This window comes from Planifilum fulgidum (assembly GCF_900113175.1).
GTDB classification, from domain to species: domain Bacteria; phylum Bacillota; class Bacilli; order Thermoactinomycetales; family DSM-44946; genus Planifilum; species Planifilum fulgidum.
The window spans coordinates 1-25,347 of the sequence record NZ_FOOK01000039.1 but is presented as its reverse complement, the minus strand read 5'-3'; the positions used below and the strand labels follow the sequence as shown (position 1 = coordinate 25,347).

25 protein-coding genes are annotated in these 25,347 nt (G+C 54.6%); 8 read left to right on the top strand and 17 right to left on the bottom strand.

The window, feature by feature from the left end; translation table 11 throughout:
- Positions 1 to 255: transposase (locus BM063_RS15635; RefSeq protein WP_245752308.1), on the top strand; the 255-nt coding region annotated here is incomplete at its 5' end.
- Positions 256 to 383: 128 nt separating this feature from the next.
- Here BM063_RS15635 and BM063_RS15630 read toward each other — a convergent pair.
- From BM063_RS15630 to BM063_RS15595, 7 genes are all read right to left on the bottom strand, one after another.
- Positions 384 to 1,124: an HAD family hydrolase gene (locus tag BM063_RS15630; RefSeq protein WP_092041183.1), complete on the bottom strand. Its 741-nt coding sequence runs from the start codon at positions 1,122 to 1,124 to the stop codon at positions 384 to 386.
- A gap of 116 nt (positions 1,125 to 1,240) precedes the next feature.
- Positions 1,241 to 1,705 carry a tRNA (uridine(34)/cytosine(34)/5-carboxymethylaminomethyluridine(34)-2'-O)-methyltransferase TrmL gene (trmL, locus tag BM063_RS15625; protein WP_092041180.1) on the bottom strand — a complete coding sequence of 155 codons (465 nt, stop codon included), beginning with the start codon at positions 1,703 to 1,705 and terminating at the stop codon, positions 1,241 to 1,243.
- A gap of 640 nt (positions 1,706 to 2,345) precedes the next feature.
- Positions 2,346 to 3,287, bottom strand: coding sequence for an amidase domain-containing protein (locus BM063_RS15620; RefSeq protein WP_245752307.1), 942 nt, complete (start codon positions 3,285 to 3,287; stop codon positions 2,346 to 2,348).
- Positions 3,288 to 4,002: 715 nt separating this feature from the next.
- Complete coding sequence (locus tag BM063_RS15610) at positions 4,003 to 4,548, bottom strand: methylated-DNA--[protein]-cysteine S-methyltransferase (RefSeq protein WP_092041174.1); 546 nt, start codon at positions 4,546 to 4,548, stop codon at positions 4,003 to 4,005.
- A gap of 41 nt (positions 4,549 to 4,589) precedes the next feature.
- Positions 4,590 to 5,756 carry a tRNA epoxyqueuosine(34) reductase QueG gene (gene queG / locus BM063_RS15605; protein ID WP_092041171.1) on the bottom strand — a complete coding sequence of 389 codons (1,167 nt, stop codon included), beginning with the start codon at positions 5,754 to 5,756 and terminating at the stop codon, positions 4,590 to 4,592.
- A 30-nt stretch (positions 5,757 to 5,786) separates the two neighbouring features.
- Positions 5,787 to 6,230: a ribonuclease HI gene (rnhA, locus tag BM063_RS15600; protein ID WP_092041167.1), complete on the bottom strand. Its 444-nt coding sequence runs from the start codon at positions 6,228 to 6,230 to the stop codon at positions 5,787 to 5,789.
- A gap of 13 nt (positions 6,231 to 6,243) precedes the next feature.
- Positions 6,244 to 7,947: an ABC-ATPase domain-containing protein gene (locus tag BM063_RS15595; RefSeq protein WP_092041192.1), complete on the bottom strand. Its 1,704-nt coding sequence runs from the start codon at positions 7,945 to 7,947 to the stop codon at positions 6,244 to 6,246.
- Between the two features lie 158 nt (positions 7,948 to 8,105).
- Here BM063_RS15595 and BM063_RS15590 point away from each other — a divergent pair, with 158 nt between their 5' ends.
- A complete protein-coding gene (locus tag BM063_RS15590) occupies positions 8,106 to 8,768 on the top strand; it encodes a B3/B4 domain-containing protein (protein ID WP_092041189.1) in 663 nt (220 codons plus the stop codon).
- 1 nt (position 8,769) lies between these two features.
- Here BM063_RS15590 and BM063_RS15585 read toward each other — a convergent pair whose 3' ends face one another.
- The gene (locus BM063_RS15585; protein WP_245752310.1) at positions 8,770 to 9,354 is read right to left on the bottom strand and encodes a uracil-DNA glycosylase; all 585 of its coding nucleotides are present in this window, start codon (positions 9,352 to 9,354) and stop codon (positions 8,770 to 8,772) included.
- Positions 9,355 to 9,560: 206 nt separating this feature from the next.
- Here BM063_RS15585 and BM063_RS15580 point away from each other — a divergent pair, with 206 nt between their 5' ends.
- From BM063_RS15580 to BM063_RS15565, 3 genes are all read left to right on the top strand, one after another.
- Positions 9,561 to 10,082, top strand: a complete 522-nt coding sequence (locus tag BM063_RS15580) for a GNAT family N-acetyltransferase (RefSeq protein WP_092041164.1) — start codon at positions 9,561 to 9,563, stop codon at positions 10,080 to 10,082.
- A gap of 508 nt (positions 10,083 to 10,590) precedes the next feature.
- Entirely contained in the window at positions 10,591 to 11,721 is a 1,131-nt protein-coding gene (locus tag BM063_RS15570) for a slipin family protein (protein WP_092041157.1), read from the top strand.
- A 196-nt stretch (positions 11,722 to 11,917) separates the two neighbouring features.
- Entirely contained in the window at positions 11,918 to 12,742 is an 825-nt protein-coding gene (locus BM063_RS15565; protein WP_245752309.1) for an HAD family hydrolase, read from the top strand.
- Between the two features lie 206 nt (positions 12,743 to 12,948).
- Here the strand turns inward: BM063_RS15565 and BM063_RS17765 are convergent, their stop codons facing one another.
- The 3 genes from BM063_RS17765 to BM063_RS15555 form a co-directional block, all read right to left on the bottom strand.
- Positions 12,949 to 13,092, bottom strand: a complete 144-nt coding sequence (locus tag BM063_RS17765) for an alpha/beta fold hydrolase (protein ID WP_177199215.1) — start codon at positions 13,090 to 13,092, stop codon at positions 12,949 to 12,951.
- Positions 13,093 to 13,252: 160 nt separating this feature from the next.
- A complete protein-coding gene (locus BM063_RS15560; protein ID WP_092041151.1) occupies positions 13,253 to 13,690 on the bottom strand; it encodes an alpha/beta fold hydrolase in 438 nt (145 codons plus the stop codon).
- Positions 13,691 to 15,254: 1,564 nt separating this feature from the next.
- Complete coding sequence (locus BM063_RS15555) at positions 15,255 to 15,623, bottom strand: hypothetical protein (protein ID WP_092041148.1); 369 nt, start codon at positions 15,621 to 15,623, stop codon at positions 15,255 to 15,257.
- A gap of 542 nt (positions 15,624 to 16,165) precedes the next feature.
- Between BM063_RS15555 and BM063_RS15550 the strand changes: the two genes are divergently transcribed.
- Together BM063_RS15550 and BM063_RS15545 are read left to right on the top strand one after the other, a co-directional pair.
- Complete coding sequence (locus tag BM063_RS15550; RefSeq protein ID WP_092041145.1) at positions 16,166 to 16,627, top strand: thermonuclease family protein; 462 nt, start codon at positions 16,166 to 16,168, stop codon at positions 16,625 to 16,627.
- 277 nt (positions 16,628 to 16,904) lie between these two features.
- Positions 16,905 to 17,285 (top strand): ATP-dependent DNA ligase, encoded by a 381-nt coding sequence (locus tag BM063_RS15545; protein WP_177199213.1) that lies wholly within the window; start codon positions 16,905 to 16,907, stop codon positions 17,283 to 17,285.
- A gap of 672 nt (positions 17,286 to 17,957) precedes the next feature.
- Here BM063_RS15545 and BM063_RS17400 read toward each other — a convergent pair.
- The 6 genes from BM063_RS17400 to BM063_RS15520 all read right to left on the bottom strand — a co-directional run bounded on the left by BM063_RS17400 (position 17,958) and on the right by BM063_RS15520 (position 25,067).
- Complete coding sequence (locus BM063_RS17400; protein WP_143085403.1) at positions 17,958 to 18,341, bottom strand: hypothetical protein; 384 nt, start codon at positions 18,339 to 18,341, stop codon at positions 17,958 to 17,960.
- Positions 18,342 to 18,524: 183 nt separating this feature from the next.
- Complete coding sequence (locus BM063_RS18230; RefSeq protein ID WP_342713757.1) at positions 18,525 to 18,872, bottom strand: DUF5655 domain-containing protein; 348 nt, start codon at positions 18,870 to 18,872, stop codon at positions 18,525 to 18,527.
- 875 nt (positions 18,873 to 19,747) lie between these two features.
- A complete protein-coding gene (locus tag BM063_RS17880; RefSeq protein WP_218154455.1) occupies positions 19,748 to 20,239 on the bottom strand; it encodes a S16 family serine protease in 492 nt (163 codons plus the stop codon).
- Positions 20,240 to 20,281: 42 nt separating this feature from the next.
- Complete coding sequence (brxL, locus tag BM063_RS15530) at positions 20,282 to 21,808, bottom strand: BREX system Lon protease-like protein BrxL (protein ID WP_218154454.1); 1,527 nt, start codon at positions 21,806 to 21,808, stop codon at positions 20,282 to 20,284.
- On the bottom strand, positions 21,805 to 24,132 hold the full coding sequence (gene pglZ / locus BM063_RS15525) for a BREX-1 system phosphatase PglZ type B (protein WP_092041137.1): 2,328 nt from the start codon (positions 24,130 to 24,132) through the stop codon (positions 21,805 to 21,807). Before pglZ ends, brxL begins: the two co-directional genes overlap by 4 nt.
- A 2-nt stretch (positions 24,133 to 24,134) precedes the next feature.
- Entirely contained in the window at positions 24,135 to 25,067 is a 933-nt protein-coding gene (locus BM063_RS15520) for a hypothetical protein (protein ID WP_092041134.1), read from the bottom strand.
- Between the two features lie 11 nt (positions 25,068 to 25,078).
- On the opposite strand from BM063_RS15520, the gene BM063_RS15515 reads away from it, so the two are divergent.
- A partial coding sequence (locus BM063_RS15515; protein WP_143085404.1) for a helix-turn-helix domain-containing protein occupies positions 25,079 to 25,347 on the top strand: 269 nt, incomplete at its 3' end.

The following is a 25,347-nucleotide window of genomic DNA, read 5'->3' as shown; positions in this document are numbered from 1 at the left end:
GCAAAAGAGTGGGCACGTCAAAACCGTTTAAGTGAAAGGGGCAAACAACTGTATAAACGACGGAGTCAGACCATTGAGCGCAGCTTCGCTGACGCCAAAGAACTTCATGGGCTTCGTTATGCACGCTACAGGGGGCTTGCCAAAGTCAGAGAGCAATGCCTCCTTATTGCCGTGGCTCAAAACATCAAAAAAATGGCCTTGCTCCTCTCGAAGAGAGGAAAAGGCTTTGTGATCCGCCTAATTTACCAAATCTGATTTCCTTTATCTGTTTATTTCCCATAAACATGCAACCCCTGGCGCTTTTCTTGCGAAAAGAGCCAGGGGGTTTGTCATCAATCTCACGAGCCCCGTCGGGCTCGTTTTTTTGTGCGCGCACCCCCGCCTCATGCCGGACGGACGGGGGTCCGGGAAAACACGCCCTCCCCGTTCCGGATCGCTCGGAGCAGATCGGAGAGGCTTCCCTGCTGATCGACGGAATAGGCGGGATGTCCCCGGTCGATCCGAAAGTCCGTCACGAGAAAGGTGCTCAATCCCAGGGTGGAAGCCACCATGTCTTCCTGCATGTCGTTGCCGATCATCACGCATTCCTCGGGTTTCAGGCCGACCCGGTCGACGATGTCCCGGTAATATTCGATCCGGGGCTTGCAATAGCGGGTCTCCTCCTGATAAGTCACCCACTCGAAGGGCAGATCATCCACCCCCGCCCAGCGCATCCGCTCCTGAATGGCCACCCGCGGGAACACCGGGTTGGTGGCGACCACCACGCGGCACCCCCGATCCAGGGCCGCCTGCACCACCTGCCTGGCCAGATCGGTGGGCTGAACGTGCTTTTTCAGCCTGGGGAACCGCTCCCTGTAAAACTGTTCAAACAGCGGCCAGATCGACTCCTTTTTGAGACCGGTCAAGGACAGAAAATGGTGCCGAAACACCTCTTCGTTGGTTTTCTCGGGATCCTCATCTTCGATCATCGCCCTGGTCGCCCGCCAGATGGAAGGGATCAGCTGATCCGGCGGAATCACGTGGGCCACATAGGGAGCCAATTCCCGCAGATACACCTCGATAAACCGATCCGTATCCAAAGGCAACAGCGTGCCGTCCAGGTCGAACAAACAGGCTCGGATCATCGGCCCACGTCCTCCTCGCTTTCAGACACGTTTTGAGTCGCAAAAACACAGGAGGGGGACTTGCCGAAACTCCCCCTCTCGATTATACCACTTTGGAACTATTTCCTTGAAAGATTTTATTTCAGGCCGGGAAACCCGTTCTGGCGCAGCGCTTCGTAGAGCACGATGGCCACCGCGTTGGACAGGTTGAGGGACCGGTTTTCGGGAAGCATCGGAATGCGCATGCAGGTGTCCCGATAGCGCTCCAGCAGATGGGCAGGAAGCCCCGCCGTCTCTTTTCCGAAGACCAGGAAGTCCCCATCCCGGAATGAAAAATCCGTGTAGGATCTGTCCGCCTTCGTGGTGGCACAAAAAAAGCGCCCTCCGCGAAAAGAAGCGGCCAAATCCTCAAAGGAATCGTGGGTGTGAAGCCGGACCCGGTCCCAATAGTCCAGACCGGCCCGCTTTAAATAGCGGTCCTCCAGGGAAAAGCCCAGGGGTTTCACCAGGTGGAGGATCGCGCCCGTGGCGGCGCAGGTTCGGGCGATGTTTCCGGTGTTTTGCGGAATTTCGGGTTCAACCAGCACAATGTGAAAGGGCATACTCCACCTCCAACCTCCGCAAACTTTCTCGCCAGCCCTGCTAAACTGTCGCTGCATCCCGGTGACAGGAAGCAGCATCGCCGGCAAAGAACAGGAGCACATTTTCTATGAATATAGCAACCACCCTGCCGAAAAACATTCCCGGCACATACACTGCAGTTGGATGAAAAACTTTTTTTGTGAAGCAGAAGGGAGGGTTGATTTTGGGCAAGCCGAACGTCAACTATGCTTTCGGCCGTCGTTTCTGCCACCTTTGCCGCCTCTGCCGGTCCCGCCGGTTCCGCCGGCGCAACCGCGTATTCTGCCGTCTCTGCCGGCGCAATCGCCGTTTCTGCCGCAGATTCCGTTAAAAACGGTCCACGCCGTCCACCCCGGTTTCGGTCCGCAAAGCACCGCGGGCCTTTCCTCTGTCCAAGACGCCGAAACGGTGTCCCGCCTCGCCCTGAAGCCGTCACTAATAAAAAACCGGCCTCAGGCCCCAAAGCGCGATCACCCGATGCGACGACGGGCGGCGACCGCCCCCGGACATCCCCTCCGCGAAGCCCTGTCGAAGCGGCTGCGCGACGCCCCATTTCCAATTATAACAAAGTGCTCCGGTGCAAACCCGGCCCGCAGGCCTTCTTTGCCCAACTCCTTTCCCCTATCCTTCGATCCGATAGAAGCGGTAGCGGGTGTTGGGGGTCCAGGCGTACGAATCGCGATAATCCCAATAGCGATGGCGGCTGTTGACCGTGTGGGCGTTCACCAGGGGCATGCCCGCCGGATCCTTGGCCGTGACGATGGTGTTGTGGTCCCATCTCCCGTCTCCGTCCCAATCATAGCAAATGATGTCACCGGGCAGGAGTTCTTCCGGCCGGCTCACCTGGACCGCCCGCATCGGTCCGCCCCCTTTGGCCAGGTACCACTGCAGACTGTGCGCCACGGCCCAGCTGTAGCTCCACAGGTCGCGTCGATACCACCAGCCGCGATCCCGCACCGGGGAAAAATCCATGGGAACTCCCCCGGCGTGAATGCATTGGGAAACGTAATTGGTGCAGTCCACATCAAACCGGCGATATCGGGGATTGTAGCCGTTCCACCAAAGATTGGCGTATTGAACCGCCCGCCGGCGGTCATACCCCGCCGATGCGAAGGCGGGAGGCGTTTCGGAATCGGACAGGCTGACCCGGGGCGGCCGGACCCACTCGACGGGCTCCGCCTCCGGAAAGCAGTGGGCGATCCTCCAGCCGTCCCCCACAAACTGTATGAGGACCCGGAACCAGGCGATCTCTTCCTCTTCGATGAGCGCATCCTTCTGCTCCACCGTCAAGCGCCGGTCGGACCGGATCCAAAGGAGGACCTCCTCCTCTTCCATCCGCTCCCGCCGCGCCACCCGGATGCGGCATTCTCCCTTGACGGGCCTGACTTCCCGTTCCCTCACCTGCTTACGGGCCCGCTGCATCCGCTCCGTCTCCGCCTTCACCCATTCCGCCTCGGAGTCGGTCACGAGGCGAAGCAGCTTTTCCTCTTCCCCTTCCAGCCAAAAGCGGTTTTGGGACTCGAACCAGGCGACCAGCGGCTTGTGCCAGGGACGCTCCACCATGTTCCCTAACCCCTTCGCCTCTTTTTTTCTATCAATATGAGGCGAAGAGAAAAAATAGACCGATAGGCGAAGATTTGGCCCGATCGTTTGTCAGGTTCCGCCTTGTCTTTTTCACCATGAAACGGAAGGCATCGCCTTCACGTGAATGGAACCGGAAAGAATTGGCCGGGGCTGCGGGAAAAGTCCCGGGGAAACCGTGAGAATGGGAAAGCGAACGAGCAAAGCGAGAAGCGGAACGAAGGGAACAAAAGAGAGGAATCACAGAGGACGATAAAAAACGCCCGGAGAAAAGGGCGTTTTGTCATTTGTTTTCGTCGGCTTTTTGGATCTCCTCCAGTTGATGAGAGATTTGCCTTAGCAGATCCAGTATTTCATTCTGCTTCTTACTTGCTCCTGGAGCAGACTTTTGAATTTGTCGTATTGGCAGCCGAACCATTCCACCATATACATATCACCGCCCCTTTGCCAAACATCCGCCTTTCGCGCGGACTTCGAGGACATGCCAGGGCGCGCCCGACCGGCTGAAAAGACGGGGCATGCAGCCGGATAGCGACGGGCCGTTCGATCCGATCCAGCCCATCCGCCCCGGCCGGCGAAACGCCTCCGCCCATTTCAGCGATTCCGCCGGCCACCGGCTGGAGCCGATCCGCCGGTGCCCGGAGACGCGCCGAAGGATCTGCCCAAAAGGGGCTGGAGGGAACGGCAACAACCCCGTTCATCCCTTCGATGGGTGCTGCGGCAAGGGGGCACCCTCCAGCTTCAGCAGATATTCCTTGATGGACAACCCGCCTCCGTATCCGACCAGGGAACCGTTGGAGCCGATCACGCGGTGACAGGGAACCAGGATCGGCACGGGATTTTTGTTGTTGGCCCCGCCGACGGCGCGCACGGCCTTGGGGGATCCGATGGCCCGGGCCAATTCCTTGTAGGAGCGCACCTCTCCGTAGGGAATCTTCTTGAGCTCCCGCCAGACGCGGAGCTGGAAGGGAGTGCCGTACAGGTCGACGGGAAGGTCGAAACGGCGGCGCTTCCCATCGAAATATTCCGCCAATTGTTTTTTCACATGCTCCAATTCCCGATCCAAACGTTCCAGGCGGACGGAGCGGAATCGTCGCCGGGCCCACACCTTCAGCTCGACCTGCGTCCGCTCTCCCGCCCCGAAATCGATATAGCAAATCCCCCGAGGGGTCATCGCCAGCGTGAGCGGTCCGATGGGGCTTTCCATCTCGCTCCAGGCGATGACGCGCGGTTCCGGGATCATGGGAAGAACCTCCTTTAAACCCTTATCAAAATGGCGGGCCCTCAACGCTTTGGAGGGGAACCGGAGGAGACCTCCTCCCGCCGAAGGCGGGCGAGGGCCTGCCCGATCTCCCGCCGCACGTCGGCATCCGTCTCCTCCCGCTCCGCTTCGCAAAGCGCCGTAAGCGCATCTTCTCCGCCGATTTTGCCCAGGGCCCAGGCCGACGTCCCGCGGATTACCGGCCGGGGATCCTCCCGGAGCAGCCGGGAAAGAAGGGGCACCGCCGAACGGTCGCGGAAGTGGGCCAAAGCGATGATCGCGTTCCGCTGAATCGGCCCCCTCCCCCGCCAGGAACCGGCCATCTCCCCGAATTCCCGGCGAAACTGCCGGTTGCTCATGCCGAGAATCGGCTTCAGCAGGGGCTTCACCTTTTCCGGATCCGGCCGGAATTCCCGCTGGTGGGTGAAGTTCACTTTCCGGTTTTTCGGGCAAACCACCTGGCAGGTGTCACAGCCGTACAGCCGGTTGCCGATCTTTTCCCGGTAGGGCTCCGGCACCATCTGCTTGGTCTGGGTCAAATAGGCCAGGCAGGCCTGGGCGTTCAATTGACCGGGCTGCACGAGGGCCCCGGTGGGGCAGGCATCCAGGCAGGCGGTGCAATCGCCGCACCCCTCCGTCACCGGAGTGTCCGGTGGCAGGTAGACGTCGGTGATCATTTCCCCGAGATACACCCAGGAGCCGAACTCCTCGGTGATGAGCGCGGTATTCTTGCCCACCCAGCCGATGCCCGCCCGTTCCGCGACGGCCCGGTCGGACAGCGGCCCGGTATCCACCAGGACCTCCGCGGAGGCGGTCGGAACCATGTCCAGCAGGCATTTCTTCAAGGCCTCCAACCGCTCCCGCAGCACGTGGTGATAATCCTTCCCCCAGGACGCCCGGCAAAAGATGCCGCGATACGCTCCGGGTTTCGACTTGGGCGGATTGGAAAGCCGGGAGGGGTAAGCCAGCGCAATGGCGATGAGGCTCTTCGCCTCGGGCAGGATTTTGTCCGGACGGGTCCGCTTCTCCAGGTCCGGCTCTTCGAAGCCCGACTCATACCCTTTCCGCCGGTGCTCGATCAGCCGTTCCTTCAGCTCGAGAAACGGATCGGCGGACGCAAAGCCGATCTTGTCGATGTTCAGCCGCTTCGCTTCTTCGATCAAGCGGGCTTTGATCTCCTCCGGACGCATCCTGCCACCTCCTCCCGATCTTCCGATTCCTCAGCCGTCCCCGCTTCGGGGCACCGCGGCCCGGGCCAGTTCATCGCACCGGTTGTTCCACTTGTCGTCGGCATGGCCCTTCACCTTCAGAAAGCGGACGTCGTGGATCCGGACCAGCCGGAGCAACTCCTGCCACAAATCCCGGTTTTCCACCGGTTCCTTCCTGCTGTTCAACCACCCGTTCTTTTCCCATTTTTCATGCCATCGCTGCTCAAAGCAGTTGACGAGATAGGCGCTGTCCGTATAAAGCCGGACCCGGCACGGTTCCTTCAGCCGGCGGAGCGCTTCGATGGCGGCGGTCAGCTCCATCCGGTTGTTGGTGGTCATCCTTTCCCCGCCGGAAATCTCCTTGATCCGGCCGCCGTACATCAGGATCGACGCCCATCCTCCCGGACCGGGGTTGCCGGAACAGGCGCCGTCGGTGTAAATGGTCACTTCTTTCACGGCCGTACTCCCCTCACTGAACGGACAATGTGCGCAGCCGGTTGACCGCCGCGGCCACCTCCAGCTTCCGCGGAAGGGCCAAATCCCCGGGATGCTGGCCGAAATAGGGGGAAATGACATCCAGCCCCTTCTCCTCGATCCGCCCGTACAGCTCGTCAACCAACTGCTTCAGGGTTTTCCGCCCGTCGGCCATCCGCCCCAACAGGCGCATCATCTCGGCGATGGCCCGGGTTTGGCTCACATCGACCAGCTGCTCCAGGGCGGACAAATCGACGGTGGTCGTTCCGAACTGAATCGTGTGAAGCCCCTTGGCGTCCGTCTTTTCCTTTTTCCCCTTCCGGGGATCGAAACCCTTGGACAGCACCACCCGGTGCGTCACTTCGCCGAAGGAATCGCCCCCTTCCCGCTTCCGCCCGTTGCTCTTCGCGGCGGCGATCGCCTTCGCCTCCTCGGTGACGTCGCGGGGCAGATATTCATCCATCATGATCACCGAGTCCGCCACATCGAAATAATCCCCCGAACCGCCCAGCACGAGGACGCTGGAGACTCCCAGCTCCTCGTACATCTGGCGCACCTTGTCGATGAAGGGGGTGATCGGCTCCTTGCCCTTGGCCACCAGGGCCTGCATGCGCCCGTCGCGGATCATGAAGTTGGTGGCGCTGGTGTCCTCGTCAATCAGCAGGCAGGAGGCGCCCATCTCCAGGCTCTCCATGATGTTGGTCGCCTGGGAGGTGCTGCCACTGGCGTCGTCGGTGGAAAAGCGGACCGTGTCCCGGCCGAAGGGCAGGTTGTTGATAAAGGGAGAAATGTTCACCTTCTCCACCCGGCGGCCGTCCTCCGCCCGGACCTTGACCGCATTTCGGTCGGTGATCACGTACTCCCGGCCGTCCCCCTCGATGTGGTCGTACACCCCGCGCTCCAGGGCCTTGAGCAGGGTGCTTTTTCCGTGGTAACCTCCCCCCACGATCAGGGTGATCCCGTCCTTGATCACCATCCCGCGGATCGGTTCGCCGTGGGGCACCTCGATGGCCACCTCCATCGTCGGCGGCGACTGGAAGGGGACCACCCGCCCGTGTCTCAGGGGCCGATCGCTCACCCCGCTTTCCCGGGGCAGGATGGATCCGTTGGCGACAAAGGCGATCCATCCCTTTTCCCGCAGATAATCGCGAATCGCCTTCTGGTTGTCCGCCAGGCGCAGCCGCTCCTCCAGCTTCTCCCGGTCGAAGGAGGATGCCGGCAGGCTGCGCTGGACCAGCCGGGGCAGGTCTTCACAGAGCATCTGGATGGCTTTGTTCCCCAACACCGTCCGCCCCCGCGCCGGCAAACCGACGGTGAGCCTCAGTTCGACGTACCGTTCGTTCACCACCACCGCCGTCCGCGGCAAAATCTCCTGGCCGGGGCGGTCCACCGCAAACAGGCCGCTCTTCCCCGTGCCCTGAACCCGGAAGGAGAGGGACTGCACCTCCCGGGCCGCCTGGCGCAAAACCCAGTCCTCCAGGGCGATCCGCCGGTGTTCATCCGCATACCACTGCCGGTCGTATCTCGCCCGCTGCTGGTCCATGCGCACCCGGATCCGGGAAGGGGATGCGAAGGGATCCCCCTGGACGTAGTCTATATATAAAGTAAAAAAAGGAAACCGGTATTCCCCCTGAATATCCTTGTACGCCTTGTATCCCCTGCCGTCGATCCGAGTCAGAATCTGCCTCAACCGTTCCATGTATCCTCCTCCTTTCCGCTTCCTTCGCCCGGCGAAAAAGGACCAGGGCCCCTTTCCGCCGAAGGAAAACAGACGGGGGATGGCCTGAACCCGACTTGGCAATCCTGGAGACCATCTGTTATTCTATGGTATCCCGACCGGAGGTGAAAAAGCAAACGATGGTAAACCTTGACTCCGAACTCCGCTCACAACTTCCCAACCTGCAACTGATCGTCATCCGGTACGAAGGATGCACCGTCAGCCGTTCCCCCCACCCCTTCCGCGGACGGTTCGAGCTGTTTCTGGAGCATCTCCGGATCGAACACAGCATGGAAAAGATAGGAGGTCTCCAGCCGATCCGCGAATGGAGGGAAGCGTTTCGGCGGCTGGGCTCCTCCCCTTCCCGTTACCGTCCCTCGGCGGAAGCCTTGCTTCGTCGGGTGCTGAAGGGGGACACCCTCCCCGAGGTGAACAGCGCCGTCGATGTGAACAACTTTTTCTCCCTGAAATATCTATTGCCTTTCGGAATATACGACGCCGACGCCCTCAAGGGAACCATCACGGCGACCGTCGGAAAGGCGGGTGACGGTTATCCTGCGCTGAACGGCCGGGAGGTGTCGATGGAAAACAAACTGCTCCTCCGGGACGAATCAGGCCCCTTCGGCAGTCCCTACGTGGATTCGGCCCGCGCCGCCGTGACGGAAAAATCCTCCCGCTTGCTGCAGGTGATCTTCCACCTGAACACCATCGAAGGGGAAGATCCGGAGCGGATCGCAGGCACCGTCGCCTCTTCCTTCACCCAGATCAACGGGGGAACCGCGGAGTCGGCGGTGATCTCCTGATCTATGTAAGGATCTCTCCCGACCGCTCCTGCTCCGCCAGCACTTCCCGGTAGGCGTCGCGGATCGCCTGGAAGTCGATCCAGGCCTCCTTTTTGCTGGCCGGGTTGCGCAGGAGATAAGCCGGATGGAAGGTCGGCATGATCCGCACCCCTTTCCGCTCAAACCACTGTCCCCGAACCCGGGTGATCCGCGCCTTCGGATCGAGGATCGCCCGCGTCGGCGCGGAACCCAGGGTGACGATCAGCTTCGGTCGGATCACTTTAAACTGCTCCCGGAGGATGACGATGCACGTCTGCATCTCCTCCATCGTGGGAGTCCGGTTCCCCGGCGGCCGGCACTTGACGATATTGGTGATATAAACCTCCTCCCGGGGGATCTCCGCCGCCTCCAGCATCTTGTTCAGCAATTGCCCCGCGCGGCCGACGAAGGGGCGGCCCATCCGATCCTCGTCGGCCCCCGGCCCCTCTCCCACGAACATCAGCGGGGAGCGGGGATTTCCCTCTCCGAAAACGAAACGGGTCCGCCGCTCGTGCAGCGGACAACGGGTACAACCGGCGTACTTTTCCTTCAGCTCTTCCAGCGTCATTCGGCTCACCACACCCGTGCTGTCGGATTTTGAAAAGGGGGGTGCTCCCCGCCCTACCACGGCTTCATGAAAGGGAATCCGGTCCGCGCAGCGCAGGATACCGGTCGCAAAGACCGCCTTTCTCTTCATTCTATCAACGAACCGGCGATGAAAAAAGAGAAGATGCGATCCATTTTGTTGGAGCCGAAAATTGGGGAGGAATTGAGGTGATTGTGAGAAAGGCCTTACCCGCCGACGCCTCCGGCATCGCCCGGGTTCACGTGGACAGCTGGCGAACCACTTACCGGGGAATCATTCCCGACAGCGTTTTGGACAACCTGTCCGTCGAAAAGAGAGAAAACCACTGGAAGCAGGACCTTCGGCAAGGGAAAAACTGGACTTTCGTGGCGGAAAACACCGAAGGCGAAATCGTCGGCTTTGCCTGCAGCGGCCCCGAGCGGACCCAAGCGTACGGTTACGACGGGGAATTGTACGCCATCTACCTTTTGCGGGAATATCAGCGGCAGGGAATCGGCCGCCGCCTCGCCCGGTCGGCGGCTCAGGCGCTTGTGGCCAACGGATTCCGCTCCCTCCTCGTCTGGGTGCTGGCGGAAAACCCCTCCCGCCGCTTCTACGAAGCCCTCGGCGGTGAAAAGGTGGCGGAAAAGCCCGTCACCATCGGGGAAGCCACATTGCGGGAAATCGCCTACGGATGGAAAAACCTCGGAGTGTTGATCGATCAAAAATAAACGCTCATTGACCGTTCCGAAATATTCTGTTACCATATGATTCACCCTTGTCCGGTTTGCCGGGATCTCGGAACGGTCCCACGGTGCTTTTTGCCCGCGTCGGCAGGAAGTATCCCGATGCAGACGGACAAAGGCTAACGGGGATGCGTGGGTTCGATTCCCACATCGCGTTTGGGACGCGATTAGCTCAGTGGCAGAGCACCCGGCCTGTATAGGCGCAACACTCACTCCACATCCGCGCTTTTGGCGGAATCCTCGGTGGCATCCCCGGATGTCACACCGGGGGATGGGGCCTTGCAGTCCGGCGGCCGGAGGGGCCGATCCGTCCGGCCTCCGGGGCCTCTGAAGGGGAAGCGGGCGGAAGAACGCGTTCTTCCGCTTCCTTCGCTTTCAAGCTCCGGACGCGGGCGGGGGAGCGTCTCCTCATGCCGGGCTCCGCCAAATTCCCCGGGAGGATTCCCCAAAAGGCGGAATTTGCGGAACAATCCTTTGTAAGAGAGGATGCACCATGGTTCGGATTTGCGATGACGAAAGGGGCCTCCTGTTCAAGGGGGGCAATTATGTAAAACATCTGAAGCCAGGCAAGTATTTCTATCCTTTCGGGCTCTACTCCGTCGTCCGGATGAAAGTGGACGAGCCCTTTTCGGTACCCGGCAAGCCCATCCAGCTGTTCTTGAAGGATGAGGAATTGTTGAAGGAACTGACGGTCGTCGACGTGAAGGACCATGAATTGGCCATCCACTACCGGGACGGCAAGTTTGCCGGCGTCTACACGTCGGGAACCTATGCCTTCTGGAACGCCTTCTACGAGCACCGGTTCCTCCTCGTGGACACGAGGAATCCGGAGGTGGGGCCGGAGATCGACCGTTCCCTCTTCGACAAAGAGGAGATGTGGGGCCATTTCCAAGCGTTTCAGATCGCCCTCAACGAGTGCGGCATCCTGTATTACGACGGTGTTTTTCAAAAGAAGCTGGAGCCCGGAAAATACTATTTTTGGAAGGGGCCCAAAACGGTGGAGGTCCAAAGGGTGGACCTGCGCCAGCAGCAGCTGGAAGTGGCCGGCCAGGAACTGATGACGGCGGATAAGGTGACCCTCCGCCTCAATTTCTTCTGCCACTACAAGGTTGTCGATCCGTTGAAAGTGTTGGAGTTCAATTCCTTCGAGGATCAGATTTACATCTATCTCCAGCTGGTGCTCAGGGAGTACGTCGGCACCCTCAAATTGGACGAGCTGCTCAACCGGAAAAAGGAGATCGGCAGTTTCGTGCTGCAGAAACTGGAAGAAAAAAGCCGGGATTTCGGCGTGCAATTTGTCGCCGCAGGGGTGAAGGACATCATCCTGCCCGGCGATATCAAGGAGATTCTCAATACCGTCCTCCTGGCGGAAAAACAGGCCCAGGCCAACATCATCACCCGCCGGGAAGAGACCGCATCCACGCGCAGCCTGCTCAACACCGCCAAATTGATGGATCAGAATCCCACCCTGTACCGGCTGAAGGAATTGGAATACCTGGAGAGAATATGCGAAAAGGTGAGCAACATCACCCTGATGGGCGGAGGGGATCTGCTGGAGCAGCTGAGCGCCCTTCTCACCCAACGTCCCCGACCGTCCGGCAAAGGCAAAAACCCGGAAACCTGATTCTTTTCCGGGTTTTTGTGTTTTTTTTAAGGCGATTTCGGATATATACAGCGCTGTAATAAATATAGTATAATTAGTAGATATGTACGCTGTTTTGTCGTCGTTCCTGCCGGATGCAAGGGGACGGTGCCTTCTTTTTCAACGGCTACATGGGATGGAAGAGCAACATCAAACAAAGGGGTTGATCAGCTTGTCCATGTTGGCATATCCCTTTCTCGTTTCCGACATCGACGGAACTCTCCTTAACAATCAGAAAGAGATTCCCCCTCAGATCCGGCATGAGGTTGCCCGCTTTCGCCAGGCAGGCGGGCTGTTCACACTGGCCACCGGCCGCAATTTTACCGAAACCGAGCGCTTCATCCGGGAACTGAATATCGAACTTCCGGTCATTTTATGCAATGGTGCCCTGATATACAACCCCGCCACCCGGGAACTGATGCCGCTGGCCCATCTGAGCGACGACCTGGTCCGGGAAATCGTGAGAAACATGCCCCGTCTGAGCCGCCGAATCGATTTCTTTGTCTATACCTCCCACCACATCTACACGACCCACATCGGCCCCCTGTCCTCCGAGGGACTTCAAAACGAAGAGCCGAAGTTAAAAGTGATCCCTTCCTTCGAAGTCCTGCTCAACCAGAATTGGGTGAAAATCGCCGCCGTCTCCGACGAAGAGGGGATTGGTGAACTGCGCCGCTGGTTGGACGAGACAAAAATTCCCTTCACCTTCGTCCAATCCTCCGATCACTACTATGAAATCCTTCCTCCGGGCGTTTCCAAAGGAGCCGCCCTCCAGCGGGTGGCCGATCAGTTGAACCTTTCGCCCAAACAAGCCGCGGCAATCGGTGACCACCTGAACGATCTGCCCATGTTCCAAACCGTCGGATTGTCCGCCGCCGTCTCCAACGCCCACCCCGAAGTCCTTCATGCCGCCGACGTGATCGTTCCGTCCAACGAGGAATTCGGCCTGTCCCACTTCATTCAGAACCATCTGTTCCGCACTCCGCGCCAAGCGGCCCGGTAATGGAATCCCCTTTCCGCTTCCAACCGGCTTCAGGCCGGTTTTTATTTTTTAGCCCGGCTGATGCAAGCGCGAAAGCGGCTGGGAGGAGCGGCCGCCAATCGGAACAAAACCCGTTACACGTAATAGATTTCCGAGCCACCCCACAAAACATGCGGCAGCACGCAACGTCCCAACGGCGAGGATGCTCAAAGTAAGGGGATGAAAAGTCATACCTCCGCATGCCGCTTCAAAAATCGGAGCAAATGGGTGTGAAAAACGTCCGGCTGCTCCAAGGGAGGAAGGTGCCCCGTTCCCGTGATGGTGACCAACTCGGCCTGCGGGATGAATGACGCGACAAATCGGGCAAGCACCTGGATTTCCTCCCAATCCTGGTCGCCGCGGATGACTCAAGTGAAAGCGGTGACGCCGGACAAACCACCGAAACTGCGTCACGCTTTTTCTCACGCGTTCCCAGTTGTCTGCCACCATTTGCCGGACACGCTGTCGAACCGTCGGATGCACCCCTTCCTGTCACCGGAAGGGACCTTCCACCCAGGTTTGCAGAAACCGCTCCCACGCCAAATCCGATAACCCCTGATCCGACAGCCGCCTAAGATCCCCCTCTTGCGCAAGAAATTGATCCGACCAACGATAGCCGCTCACTCCCGGGTTGATCAACACCAAGCTCCGCACCGTATCCGGATACCGCAAGGCGTAATCGATCGCGATTTTGCCGCCGACCGAGATCCCGAGGAGGAATGCGCGGTCCACTCCCAATGCCTCGAGAAGTACGCATAAGTCGTCGTGATGCGCGAACGGGCCTTCACCGTCTCCGGAACGCCCTGCACCGCGCAAGTCATAACGGACGGTGTGGGCGCAAAACCGCGAAGGTTTCGTTCCACATACGATGGTCCAGCGGCGTGCCGTGCAACAAGACAACGGTCGAGCCTTCCCCTTCCGATTGGACATACAACGAAACGCCGTTCAATTCAATTCGGCCGTTCAACCCGATTCTCCTTTTGACAAGATGCATTTATCTTACGCGACTTGGAAGGGGCGGCCGGAATCGCTTCGGGCCGGTATGTTTCATTTGAAGGGAGCCAGCAATGAGCTGAACGACGGGTTCCCGGATATCTTCATTCTCCCAAGCCCTTGTTCTGCGTGGTATTATAACCACAGCTTCTTTGTGAAACAAGAAACACCAACATAAAAGTTGTCCCCCTTTTTGGCCCCGTAGAACACTTGCGCTTCCTTTTGTTTCGAAATCCAAGCGGCTCTCGTCCAAGCCTTTGAAAACCGCTTTGTGAAAGTTTCAAGCGCATCTCCGCCATGTTATAAGATTTCCTACTTTATCGCCGATGGAAATTCGTTTGCAGTTTGGCCAGGGAAATAAAAAAGCGTAGGCTGAAAACCTCCGTCATTCCTGGTCTGGGCGGCCGGATTTGAACCGAAGACCCCTTGGTCCCAAATTTTAAGTCTGGAGTTTTACAGTGTGTTTTAGTGTCTATTTGATCTTCGAAACCTCTTGAAATAACGCTAATTTTACAGGGGCAGGATCAGTATAGTACAAAAAGATATTGCCCAGTTTTCTGCAGCTCGTTTACAATTGTAAATTTCGTTTGCAATCATCAAAAAAGAAAAATAGGATTTCATATTTGTTGAAGGCTGGGTTTATACCAGCCTTTTTCATTTTAGATCCTTTTTACCGAGGTGTTCTAATTGTGACCATCCGGCCGGAGGATGATTTTGACGTGTGGGAGGTTTCAATCCTCTTTACCTGGGGTGTTTTCATTGTGACAGCGGGCGCTGAATCCCTTGATATACTTGGCTTTCTTCTCCATTTTCCGAACACCTCCGGGGTTTTAACCAAAGCTCCCGGTGTTTGCAAAATCGATCCCTCATAGGTAACCTGCAATAGCCTGAAAGGAAAATCCCGGTTATTTTTGCTTCCCAATTTCCTCTATGGTTGATGCGATTTTGATTTGCTAATGATTGCAGGAGCAATCTTCCCTTTTCAGTGGTTGCCCGAGTGGGAAAACCGATTGTTCCGCTTTCAGTATAGGGTTTCATCCAGATGGTTTCCAAAAAAGGACGGTCAGGTGAGTCAAACGGATCGTTTATCTTCTTTCACCGCTTTCGGCATCAGATGCATGATAAGCGAGGTCTCTCCCTCTCCGGCATGTATGTGATCCCAGCGGTCCGATAAGCTTCTTCCCAGTGACAATATTGGAAACGCTTTCCCCTACCGTTCGTGGATCTTCGGTCACCACCAAGTAATGATCCAGGTTAGCCAATCACCTTGTATTGTTGTATTTTGTTTTAGCAATTGAGACTTCTCTGTTACTGGGGAAGGAAACGAAATATGGGTAACTTGAGTGTCCCTCAACTTTCATATGGAAACTCATGGTCTTTAATTATGGATCCTCACTCTGTTCCTCTTCCATACACCTGTATTCATACAAACCGGTGATCACAATCAGGCCCTGTTCCATTAGCCTCAGGACCCGTCGCGCTTCCCTGAAAAGTATCTCCTTTATATCACACGGAAGTTCGTCATATTCATAAGCCAACACCAGAGACAAAAAATAATATCCCTTACAATATTCATTATGCAGCTGTTCCAATACTTTCTGAAAATTTTTTCTGCAAAATTCTCCAGTAGTTCTCTGATCTTCTTCTCCTCAAATTCCACTTGTTGGAAACGGGAAAACATGACTTTCTCCAGATGGTCTCCGGCAAACTTATCCCGGTAATTGATATCAATTAATTGAAAATAAAAGTCCTTGCCGATATCCTCTTCAAGCTCCGGAGAATGATAAAGCCATGATTCAAAATCCCTGAGAGTGATTTTCTTCGTGTAATATAAGTAAAACTGATCTTTCAGCTCTTTGAGTCCGGACAAGACGATTTCCTCCCCTTCAGGCAACTGTAACCCGTGATTATCTTTTTCGACGTCGATCCGTATTTTTCCCTCGGGGATTGCTCTTCACGCTGTATAACTGTTGTTGCAACTATCCAGCTCTAGTTAGATCCCAGAAAGTGGCTGTTTCAATTCCTCATAGGTAAAACACAAACAGCCAAATTGGTGGAGGCCATGAGGTGGTCTAGAGGCTTCTCATCTTAGATCTGATAAGGAGTTTTCATTGTGACTCATTACATCCACTTTTTTTCTGCAAAATGAAATAGCAGAAATGAAGATACTGTAAACCTTCTCTTTTTTTCTTCTCCATTCACGTGATTCAATAAAATGAATTTATTTTCTCTAAATGGTAACCGCTTTGAAGACTCCCACGTTACAGATCCACCAGTAAGAGAAATGTGCTTAAATAATCTCAAAACAAAGATAAGGGTGCCAAAAAGAGCGTATCAAAAGATGGATGCTGTTACTTGTGTTGCTGTTGTTTTTGGCTGGTTGTGGAAGGGGACAGGAGGCAGTATCTCCTCATGAAGGTTCTTCAGAAGGATTTCCTCAAGGACCACCCAACAGGTATTGCGTACTTTCGTGCAAATTCGGCCAGGGAACCCAAGGATGTAGAAGAGGCGGAGTTTGTGAGTCATATTGACGGGGACTCCGTAAAATTGCGTATTAACGGCAAGGTAGAGACAGTACAGTTCCTTCTTGTAGACACTCCAGAGACACAGCATCCTGAATGGGGTACCCAGCCTCTCGGGGAAGAGGCCAGTGAGTACTCCAAAAAGATATTGAGTGAAGCCGACCGGATCACGCTGGAGTATGACGTGGAGAAAAGGGATAAGTACGGTCGGGTTTTAGCCTATGTTTACACAAACGGCCAGAACGCGCAGGAAGAGCTATTGGAAAAAGCCTCGCCGGGTGGGATATGTCTATGCGTCTCACCGGCATTTGGAAGCCTTCCGGGAAGCGGAGCGATTCGCAAAGGACAATAAGCTCGGGGTGTGGCAGTGTCCGGGGTATGTGACAAATGCGGGATTTGACGAGGACAAATGGTGCCGAAGGAAGCTAAAAGGCATCCGTTGAGGGGTGCCGTTTTCAAGTCCTCTCCCAATTTCCCTTCGATTCCCAGTCTGATTCGATCATCCATACTGGCATGACGGAAATAGATGATCGAGATGTTCATTTCTCCCACTTTAACTCAGAAGATGAACTAGCCCTATGATGATGAGCGGATAATCACAGAACCCAATCCTGACAGCCATGGAGGGGATGAAGGCTTGTATCCGCCATGGGAATGTGTTTGATCGGTTTCCCGAGCTAAAGGAATGCTTCATCCCCAACGGAACGGTTCTAGACGGGAAACTGATCATGACCGATGGGGAATGTATACCGCATTTTGAACAGGTAATGAAGCAACTTCAGACACGGAGTCTCCTTAAGATTGAACAGTTGGCGCGAGTGTTTTCAGTTCAGTATGTGGTTTTCGACATCCTGTACCACAGGGGAAAAGCGGTTCTAGGCCGCCCCCTGATGGAAAGGAAAACCTTACTGGATGAGTGCAAAAATGATGTTCTTGCCCAAATTCGGTTTGAAGGGAATGAAACAGGTCTCTTTGAGGCCACCGGATATGCCGGATTGGGGAACTTGTGATTAAGAGCAAGATTCCCTTTACCAGCCGGGAAAACGCTCAATGTCATGGCAAAAGGTGATCTATTGGCAAAAAGCAGAATTGGTGATCACTGAATCCAAAAAGGAACCGGGTTGGTTGATCGCCAGCATGGAGAACAATAGACTCTTACCGAAAGGAATTAGGAATGGGACCGACGGAACGAAAGGCTTTTTACAAGGTGGCTTTCCTAACCTGTATGATCTTATCTTGGGTTCCCCAGGTTTTCAGTGCTGATGTCTGGGTCAATGGATTTTATCGAAAAGACAGCACCTATTACGAGACCACTATCGCTCAGACCCGGACTTGTACCAGAGACTTGTGGGAATAGTCCGAACCGGGAAGGAACAGATTGTATTGTTAAATTAAGTTAAGTTGAAGAGGAGGAAAACAAGTCGAAGTTACGGGTCGATATTTAGTTTGTTTTTGTTGATTGGTGCATGTATGGCGGATATCGGGGAAAAAAGGAGAACCCCATTGCAAATCCGAACGTCTGCGCATCCTTCTGGTATTAAAATCTTAACAGTCCCCGATCCGGGCCTTGTGGATCCAGGGAACAATATACTCACTTGTAGCTTCCACGACTGGTTTTTATGGAAACCCCATATAAAAACCGCTCCGATTACGACTGAAGCTGATACGGGAGTAGATTTTAACTACCATATGTGTTGTATCCCCCATTTTTTACGTTTGTACTTTGGATAGTCCATCTTTACACGGCCAGTACTTATTTTACGTTTTTGTTTTGGATAGTTCATTTCTAAAGAGATATGATTACGTCCTAACTTTTTTAGCTTTCTAGCCATTTTCCCACATGCACTTTCAATTTCCACGAAGTCCCTACGTTTTATAACTTTTCTAAAATCTGCTTGTGTACGAACTAATCCCAAGAGCAAACGTTTTTCCTTTGGAGTTAATCCAGCCGTTTCAAATGCCTTAACAACGTCGGCGTTGATAACCCTGAATTCACTAGATGCATTTTTTTGGCACTCTTTGTAGGTACAAAGAAATCTGAGAACTTGCTCAGTTAATGAATCCATTGGCCCTCCCCCTTATTCTAAGGCTATCTACTCTTCAGAGAGGGAAAAACACCACCGCCAAATTTTTTCGCTCGGTAGATGACATTGTTTACTAATTACCTCATAGCAAAATTCCACACTGTAGTGGATGACCATCGTAAGAAAAATACCTGTTTATGACGCCCTCCTCTTACCCTTCCATGATTAACTCGCTTCATAACTTCTCTGGATCATATTTTTCGCTCGATCAAGGTCTTCGCGGCTCCGCAGCGTTACCTCGAGATCTCCGGTTCCGTAATTGCCTATCTGCCTCACACCGCGGGTAAAGCCGGGCCTTAGTTCAACTTCGTCCGGATTAACTTTGAGAAACAACGTGATGACCCTCTTGGCAGGGTGGACCTCTACACAGGCAAAATTCTTGATACGCTTGAAGGCTACATAGTACTTGAGAACTTTCTCCTGTACATCATCGCCGAGCGCCAGAAGATAGGAGCGTAGCTCTTCATATAGATCGCGTAACGGCCCGGAAAGCTCCGCGAGGGTTTCGGTGATGGTCTTGTATGACGTACTGGAAACTTGGAGGACTAGTCAACCCTTCCGGTCGGACTGTCACGGCGTTCACCAGCTCAAGTAGAAGCAGATCGTCTCCGAACCGCCGGTAACGGATAAATTCGATGCTGCGATTTATCTGCTGTATGGCATGCTCAACGTAGCGGGTAAAGTCTCCCGCGATGCAGATCAATCGCGGCGCAGACCAGTCAATCTTGTCGGCTTCTTGATCGCCAAATTTTTTTGCACCAGGAAATGGAAATCCGCCTTGTGATCGAGTAACCAGTCCAAGTAGAATAAATCCGTTGATTACATTCTCGTTGGTCGCCCGTTTGTATTCAATAATGCCGGACATCCGTTCTCGTCAATTCCCAATGTGTCGATTCGTCCACCGTGTCTCGGGCCAGTGGGATACTCACTGGCCAAAAAGCGCACTCCAAGTAAATTCTCTAGGTTGTTCCCAATTAAAGTCTGCAGCGACTTTTCTAAAGCGACAGCGCTTCCTAAGAGTTCCTGAACGCTGCTGTTCTGGATCCTGAAAAGTTTAATATCGCTCATTACTACTCCTCTCCGAAGCTTTATTTCGCTTTCATACCTCATCAAATGCGCTTCTCACTGTTCTCCCTTGTCCTTCAGCTGCGGAGCAGGTTTATCGTACTTTATCAGCGTGTTAGCCAAATGGTTAGATTGGGTAGAACCGCTTTTCTCCTCTTCTTCGAACTGTTGTGTGGAACTGATGCTCACCATCGGCTTTACAAACGATGTGGATGATGTCGTCCGATTCCTGATACCAGATGGTAATCGAAAAGGACAATCGGGCGAATCCCTGATCCTGCCGAGACCATCTTACCTAGCCCAAAATCCAGTTGAGATTACCCTTATTCAATCAATCCCTTGAAAACGGCATCAGTCGGGTCACTGTAAAACTCAATGCTGATTTTCGTCCAAAGTTCATCGGGGAGGTCGTTAAGTGCACGGCGAGCGGAGATCGGCATGAGTAAAGTAGTAGCCTTTTTATCTACGGCGAGCTCAGCAATAGCCACGGGGTTGGGGAGCATCTCTATCGAACCTCCCAGATTAAGTGGACCGACTATAATGGTTCCACCACGGGTATTTCTTTCGAGAAGAGCTCCAACCATAGCCACCAAGACGGGCAAACCCAAACCTGCTCCGCTCTTGTCGGCATCCATTGCCCGAAGTTGAATGGAGAACTCATGGCTTCGCGGATCCCGATCACCAACAAGTTCTTTCGCACGAGCGTAGAGATTTTGTTCTCCAACTTTGACACTTTCACGAAACGCAGGTGGTTGCGGGTGATTTAAGATACGCACCCCGCTGCCAGGCCCCACGGCCACTTCAATCCGATACAATCCGGGTCCGGATTCTTGGGCTCCAGGCCCAACCGCCCATACCTAGCCAGGGGGCAAAGGATCACCTTCAATGGCCTCATCGCTATGCAATTCGGGCGTGGCTACAAACTGCTCCACTCCGTCGGCACCTAATTTGTAGCTAAAATGGGTATTACGGAATTCGCTCTTGAGACAGCGTTTCTGTTGCTCTTTCACACGCCGGCGGGATTCGAGGGCCAGACGAACGATCCATTCAAGGTCATGGTCCGGAATGGGCATCTCCGGATCAGGAAAAAGGAGCTTCAACAAGCCACTAACCGTTTTATTAACTGCCTCTATGTCACGTCCGCTTAGTGCACCTCCCCAAAACACTCTGTTCTGTAGGACATGGACTCGACTTGTTTCTCGCAAACGATGCCAGCATTCACTGAGAAAGTCGCTGACAAGACCGAAGTGATTCGTCAAATGTTCATGCGGATTGAGCTTTGGGAAATCCCACCCTGGGGCAAAAGCATGGATTCGGTCGTGAAACGCTGTATCATCCCGCATTTCCTTCGGCAGGGGGCTCAACAAATGCCCGATCCTTTGTTGCTGTTCAACATCCACATCGAAGTTCCCCACCATCACGATTCCGCCTTCGGCCCGGATACTCTCCTTCCCGCGGCTGAACTCACCAGAGGCCATATACCCTTTCATGATATTAACGCCATCCTTCTGATCGAAGGAGATTCCGGATATCTCATCGAAACAAACAACATCATACTGGCAGACTAATCCACGTTGACCGTTCGCGTTGTTAACAAACATTTTGGCCACTGTGGCCTTCCCGCCCGATATCAAATGCGAATAGGGGGATATCTGCTGAAACAGATGGCTCTTTCCTGTCCCCCGCGGTCCGAGTTCGACAAGGTTGTAATTGCGCTCGACGAACGGCACCATACGAAGCATGGTCACCATTTTAGCCCGTTCGCTCAGAACAGATGGCTCCAATCCAATGGATCGAATGAGAAAATCACGCCATTCATCGGTGGTAAAAACTTGCCGCCCCTTTGCCAATACGTCAAGAACGTTTGGACTGGACATCTGGATCGGTCGCAACGCTGCTATCCGAAATGGACGCCCATTTTTCTCCTGGGCCACAATCGGGTCATATTCGAGCGTTACCTCGGTGTAAAACCCATCCGTCAACATCCTCTCGTTCTCTTTTACGAGCGAATCGGCGATCTGAACGTCACGCAGATTCAGACTCGGCAATTCGGCCACATAGCAGTCGTTTTTTGCGTCGAGTCTGGCCTTGACGATATCAATCAGCTTGACTGAGCCTTCCTCCCGTGCCCTGGCCTTGAAAAGCTCTTCTTCCCCGGTACGTACCGTTCGGCCTTTCAACTGCTTCCCGACAATTTCCAGCCCCTCTTGGATTTCCTCCTCATTGGTGCTTGCACAATACCTGCCCAGGAGGAACTCCACCACGTAGGTTGGGACAGGATACTGTCGGGCATACTTTCGAACCAAGTCTTTACGGACGAGGTATCCTTCAAAGACAGACGCAGCAATCTCGTCGAGACGATCCATTTCAACAGGAGTAATCATAAGGAATCTCCCACCTTGGTTTTCCGCTGAGCGAGAACATTTCCTTCTTGGTCCAGAAGGACCAGAACCAGATTCTTGTTTTCGTATGCATCATCGGCAACGACCAAACTGGTCGTGCCGTCCTTATCCAGTTTCTTGGTGGATGAAACCACGGAAATCCCGTCGGGTCGTTCAAGACGGAGATCGGCAACCACTCTTTCCAATGAGCATTCCGCCTCAACAAAACAGCGCATCCTGCGCCAAGTCACTGATCTGATAATAGCTCGATGTGACGATCCACTTCCTCTTTCGACGAGCAAATCAGGAATCAGGCACTCCTGAATACTGAGTCCACCGTGCGCATAACTTGGTGAGGCATTGAAACAGGCGATCCCGGGTGCAGTTGCAAAATACTGGGATATATTCCAATACCAAGGTGCAATCAACGCATCAACTTGTGATTCTCCTTCAATGACGGCACATCGCTTCCAACGACTTGCCGCTAGATGCTTGGGCAGATCGACCTTGGGCAACCCTCCAGGAACCCAGAGCCAACCGTGGTCAGTCACCACACGCACGGATGTCCAACCGGCATCGAACAATCTCAGGATTCGTTCAGTCAAACGTTCAATTTCCTGTAGGATATGTCGGGCCAGATCGTCTTCAAGGTCATGTCCCCGGCGGTCGATTGTACCCGTCTCGCACCAACCGAATGCTTCGTCGTTGTCAGTTCGGTCTTCTAAGTCGGTTTGCAATACCCGGTATCCCCGTGCCTCCAAAGCGGCTCTAAGCGTTGCTGCTTTGACAGGTTTACCACTCTCAGAAAACCTCGGGGTAAAATCCTCAGGGAGTTCGTCACCCACAATATCACCAGCGACCGGCGTGACAGCAGGTTTTGCTGTCGCTGTCACCGTCGGCAAAGCTGCCCATCGCCATCGAACCTGGACACGACACCCTTTGGCTTCCAGCCGTTCGGCAAGCTTCCGCCCGACATCGTAACGAAGGCCATCCACGAACAGAAGACACATACTTGGCTCGCCTGCTACGGATTCTTGTTTTCCCTTACCTGGAAACGAATGCATTTCGACCGCTCGCTGAAACGCACGAGCCGATTCGTCCAGCCATGGTTCGAGCAAAATTCGAACGGTGTTTTTGATAAGAGCCTCATCAGCGATTGGAGCCAGAGTCACCGCCTCCCAGGATGCCGCGTCGGCCTCCCAAGCACCTTCCACATAAGCATTCGCGATCTCATCTGGCGTACTTCCCCCGAGAGCCGACCGAGCCACGCGGGCGAGCCGCGCTAGCGGTTCAAGTACCGCGGCCATCGGCGAAAGGCCAAGTCGGGCCCAGACCCATCTCCGGCGTTCGGCGTGCTTTTGCTCAAGTTCCAACACCTTGGTACACGCTTCGGTGTGTGAAAGATTCTTTAGTCCGGCAAGTTCAATCCGAACCCCCTCTTCATCCTGATCGTTAAGGTTCGGCCATGGTGCACGCTCGAAAAGAAGCTCATCCGGCTGCGAACGCCGAAGCAGATCAGGAATTCCTGGAAATACTTGAGGAGACTCTTCAAAACGCTCCCATACCTCTTTCCATGGCCCTTCCCTCAAGCCCAGTCGCTCGCCGGCGGTGATCTCACCGTCTTTCTCGGGATCGAAGTCAAACTGTGCCCGACATTGGTTGCGGAATGCTTCCCAACGCTCGGTACCCATCCGTTCCTTTGTTGTTTTCGGATCGCTCATCCATCTCAGCAGATCACGTATGACATCAGTCGAAAGGAGTTTGTCAAAATCCTCTGCTTCAAGCCGACGTCCCCGAAGTTGGTCAACAGGGGTCTGAGCCACCTCACGGAGTGCCCGTTCCAATGCATCGAGCGTATCCTGATCCCTTGCAAGATCCAAAGCAAGCCCATGCGGTGAAGTCAGAAAGGCTGTGACCGTCCAGTCGTGACCACCGCGCTGCAACCACAGTGTTCCTCGAAACATCAATTCAACAAGGGGTCTCAACTCTATCGGGCAGTCCTCACCCGTACGCAAGTCCTGCCTTGCCACACCAGGCAAGTAGACAATCGGCACACGATCCTCAGGAATTTTCGGATCCTCCAACGTACGATCTACCACACAGCGAATCCAGATTGCCGGCCCGGTTCGGTGAGCAGGATCATAGTCCCCTAAAACGATCAGTTCAGGCAAACAGTCCAAAAGCATGGCTTTCAGCGGCAGCCATTGCCGTTTTGGGTCTGTCCACAAAATTGCTGCAGGACGAACCATGCCATCCGGAGTCGTGTCACAGGCACGCAATGAGGCAACCAGTTCATCCAGGAGAGTCACAGATGCAACCTTCTGCATTCTCACGTCCTCACCCCCTTCGCTGCGCGTTCCCGTGCTCCTTGTTTCACCGCGTTACTATAATGCAAATCGTTCCACCGGTTGCCGTCGAAGTTTTGGCCGCCCATGAAGTTGGTACGATGCTCGGGGTGTCTCTCCGGATCACAACCCCAAAACCAAGGGAAATCATCCTTGGGACGCAGACTTTCCGGCTCCTTTCCACGGTCCTTTTTCCAGTTGATATTCGGTTTCGACCTTAGTATACCAGCGCCGGCCCGACCACCCTTTTTCAGCGTGGCCGACATGAACGGGCGAATGTTTATCCGGACGCCGTCATTGATGTCCGGTTCCCAACCTATCGGCTGTTCATATAACGGCTTCCAGCGGACAAAAATGTCATACGGCGGTTCGCCCTCCAGAATCTTTTTTAGCTGCTCCTGTAGGTCGAGAGCGGCGGCAAGACGAGCGTCCGCACCTTCCTTGCCCTCGCGTTGTTCAGCTTTCTGTCGTTCGATCCAGTCACCCAGGTACGTATAGGTCAGTGCTTCCAAGGTGCGACGACCGTCACCGTTAGGGCCGGCAAGACGGTGATAATTGACCAAAGCGTTGAAACCATCTTTGCGGCCATCCCAGATGTGCCAAATGAACGGTCTGTGATGAAACAGTTTACAGTGCTCCTCGAAAAACTTATCCTTTAACCACTCTTCGAGGGATGAAGATGGTCTGCCATTGGGAGTCGCAGCTTGAAGAAGCTGCTTTTCCTTTGCTGTAGACCAATCATTACCGAACGCAGCAGCAAGAAGATTACGCAGCCGATCCGCCGCTGAACTCTCTCCACGCACGGGGGAAAGACAGACAATCCCGTCTGAATCAGCAAATTGATCTAGTGCCCCGTCGACTAACTTAGATCGGGAAATTCCGAAGGAAAATGTTACCTCATGGTCGAATGGATTCATAGGTGATCGAAATGATTTTCGTTCGTGACTTGACCACCAAGGAAGGCAATCAATTAAGACATATCATTCGAAAAGGATCCCATCCGGTGAAAGTCCGGCGGGCAATGGTTATTCTGGCATCCGCCCAAAAGATGACCGTCCCAAACATCGCCCGACTGTATCACCTATCCGAGGATCACGTTCGACGGTTGATTCACCGGTTTAATAAGGAAGGGATGAAATCGCTTCACCCCCGTTATGGAGGCGGCCGCCCGCGAACTTTTACGCCGGAACAACGTGC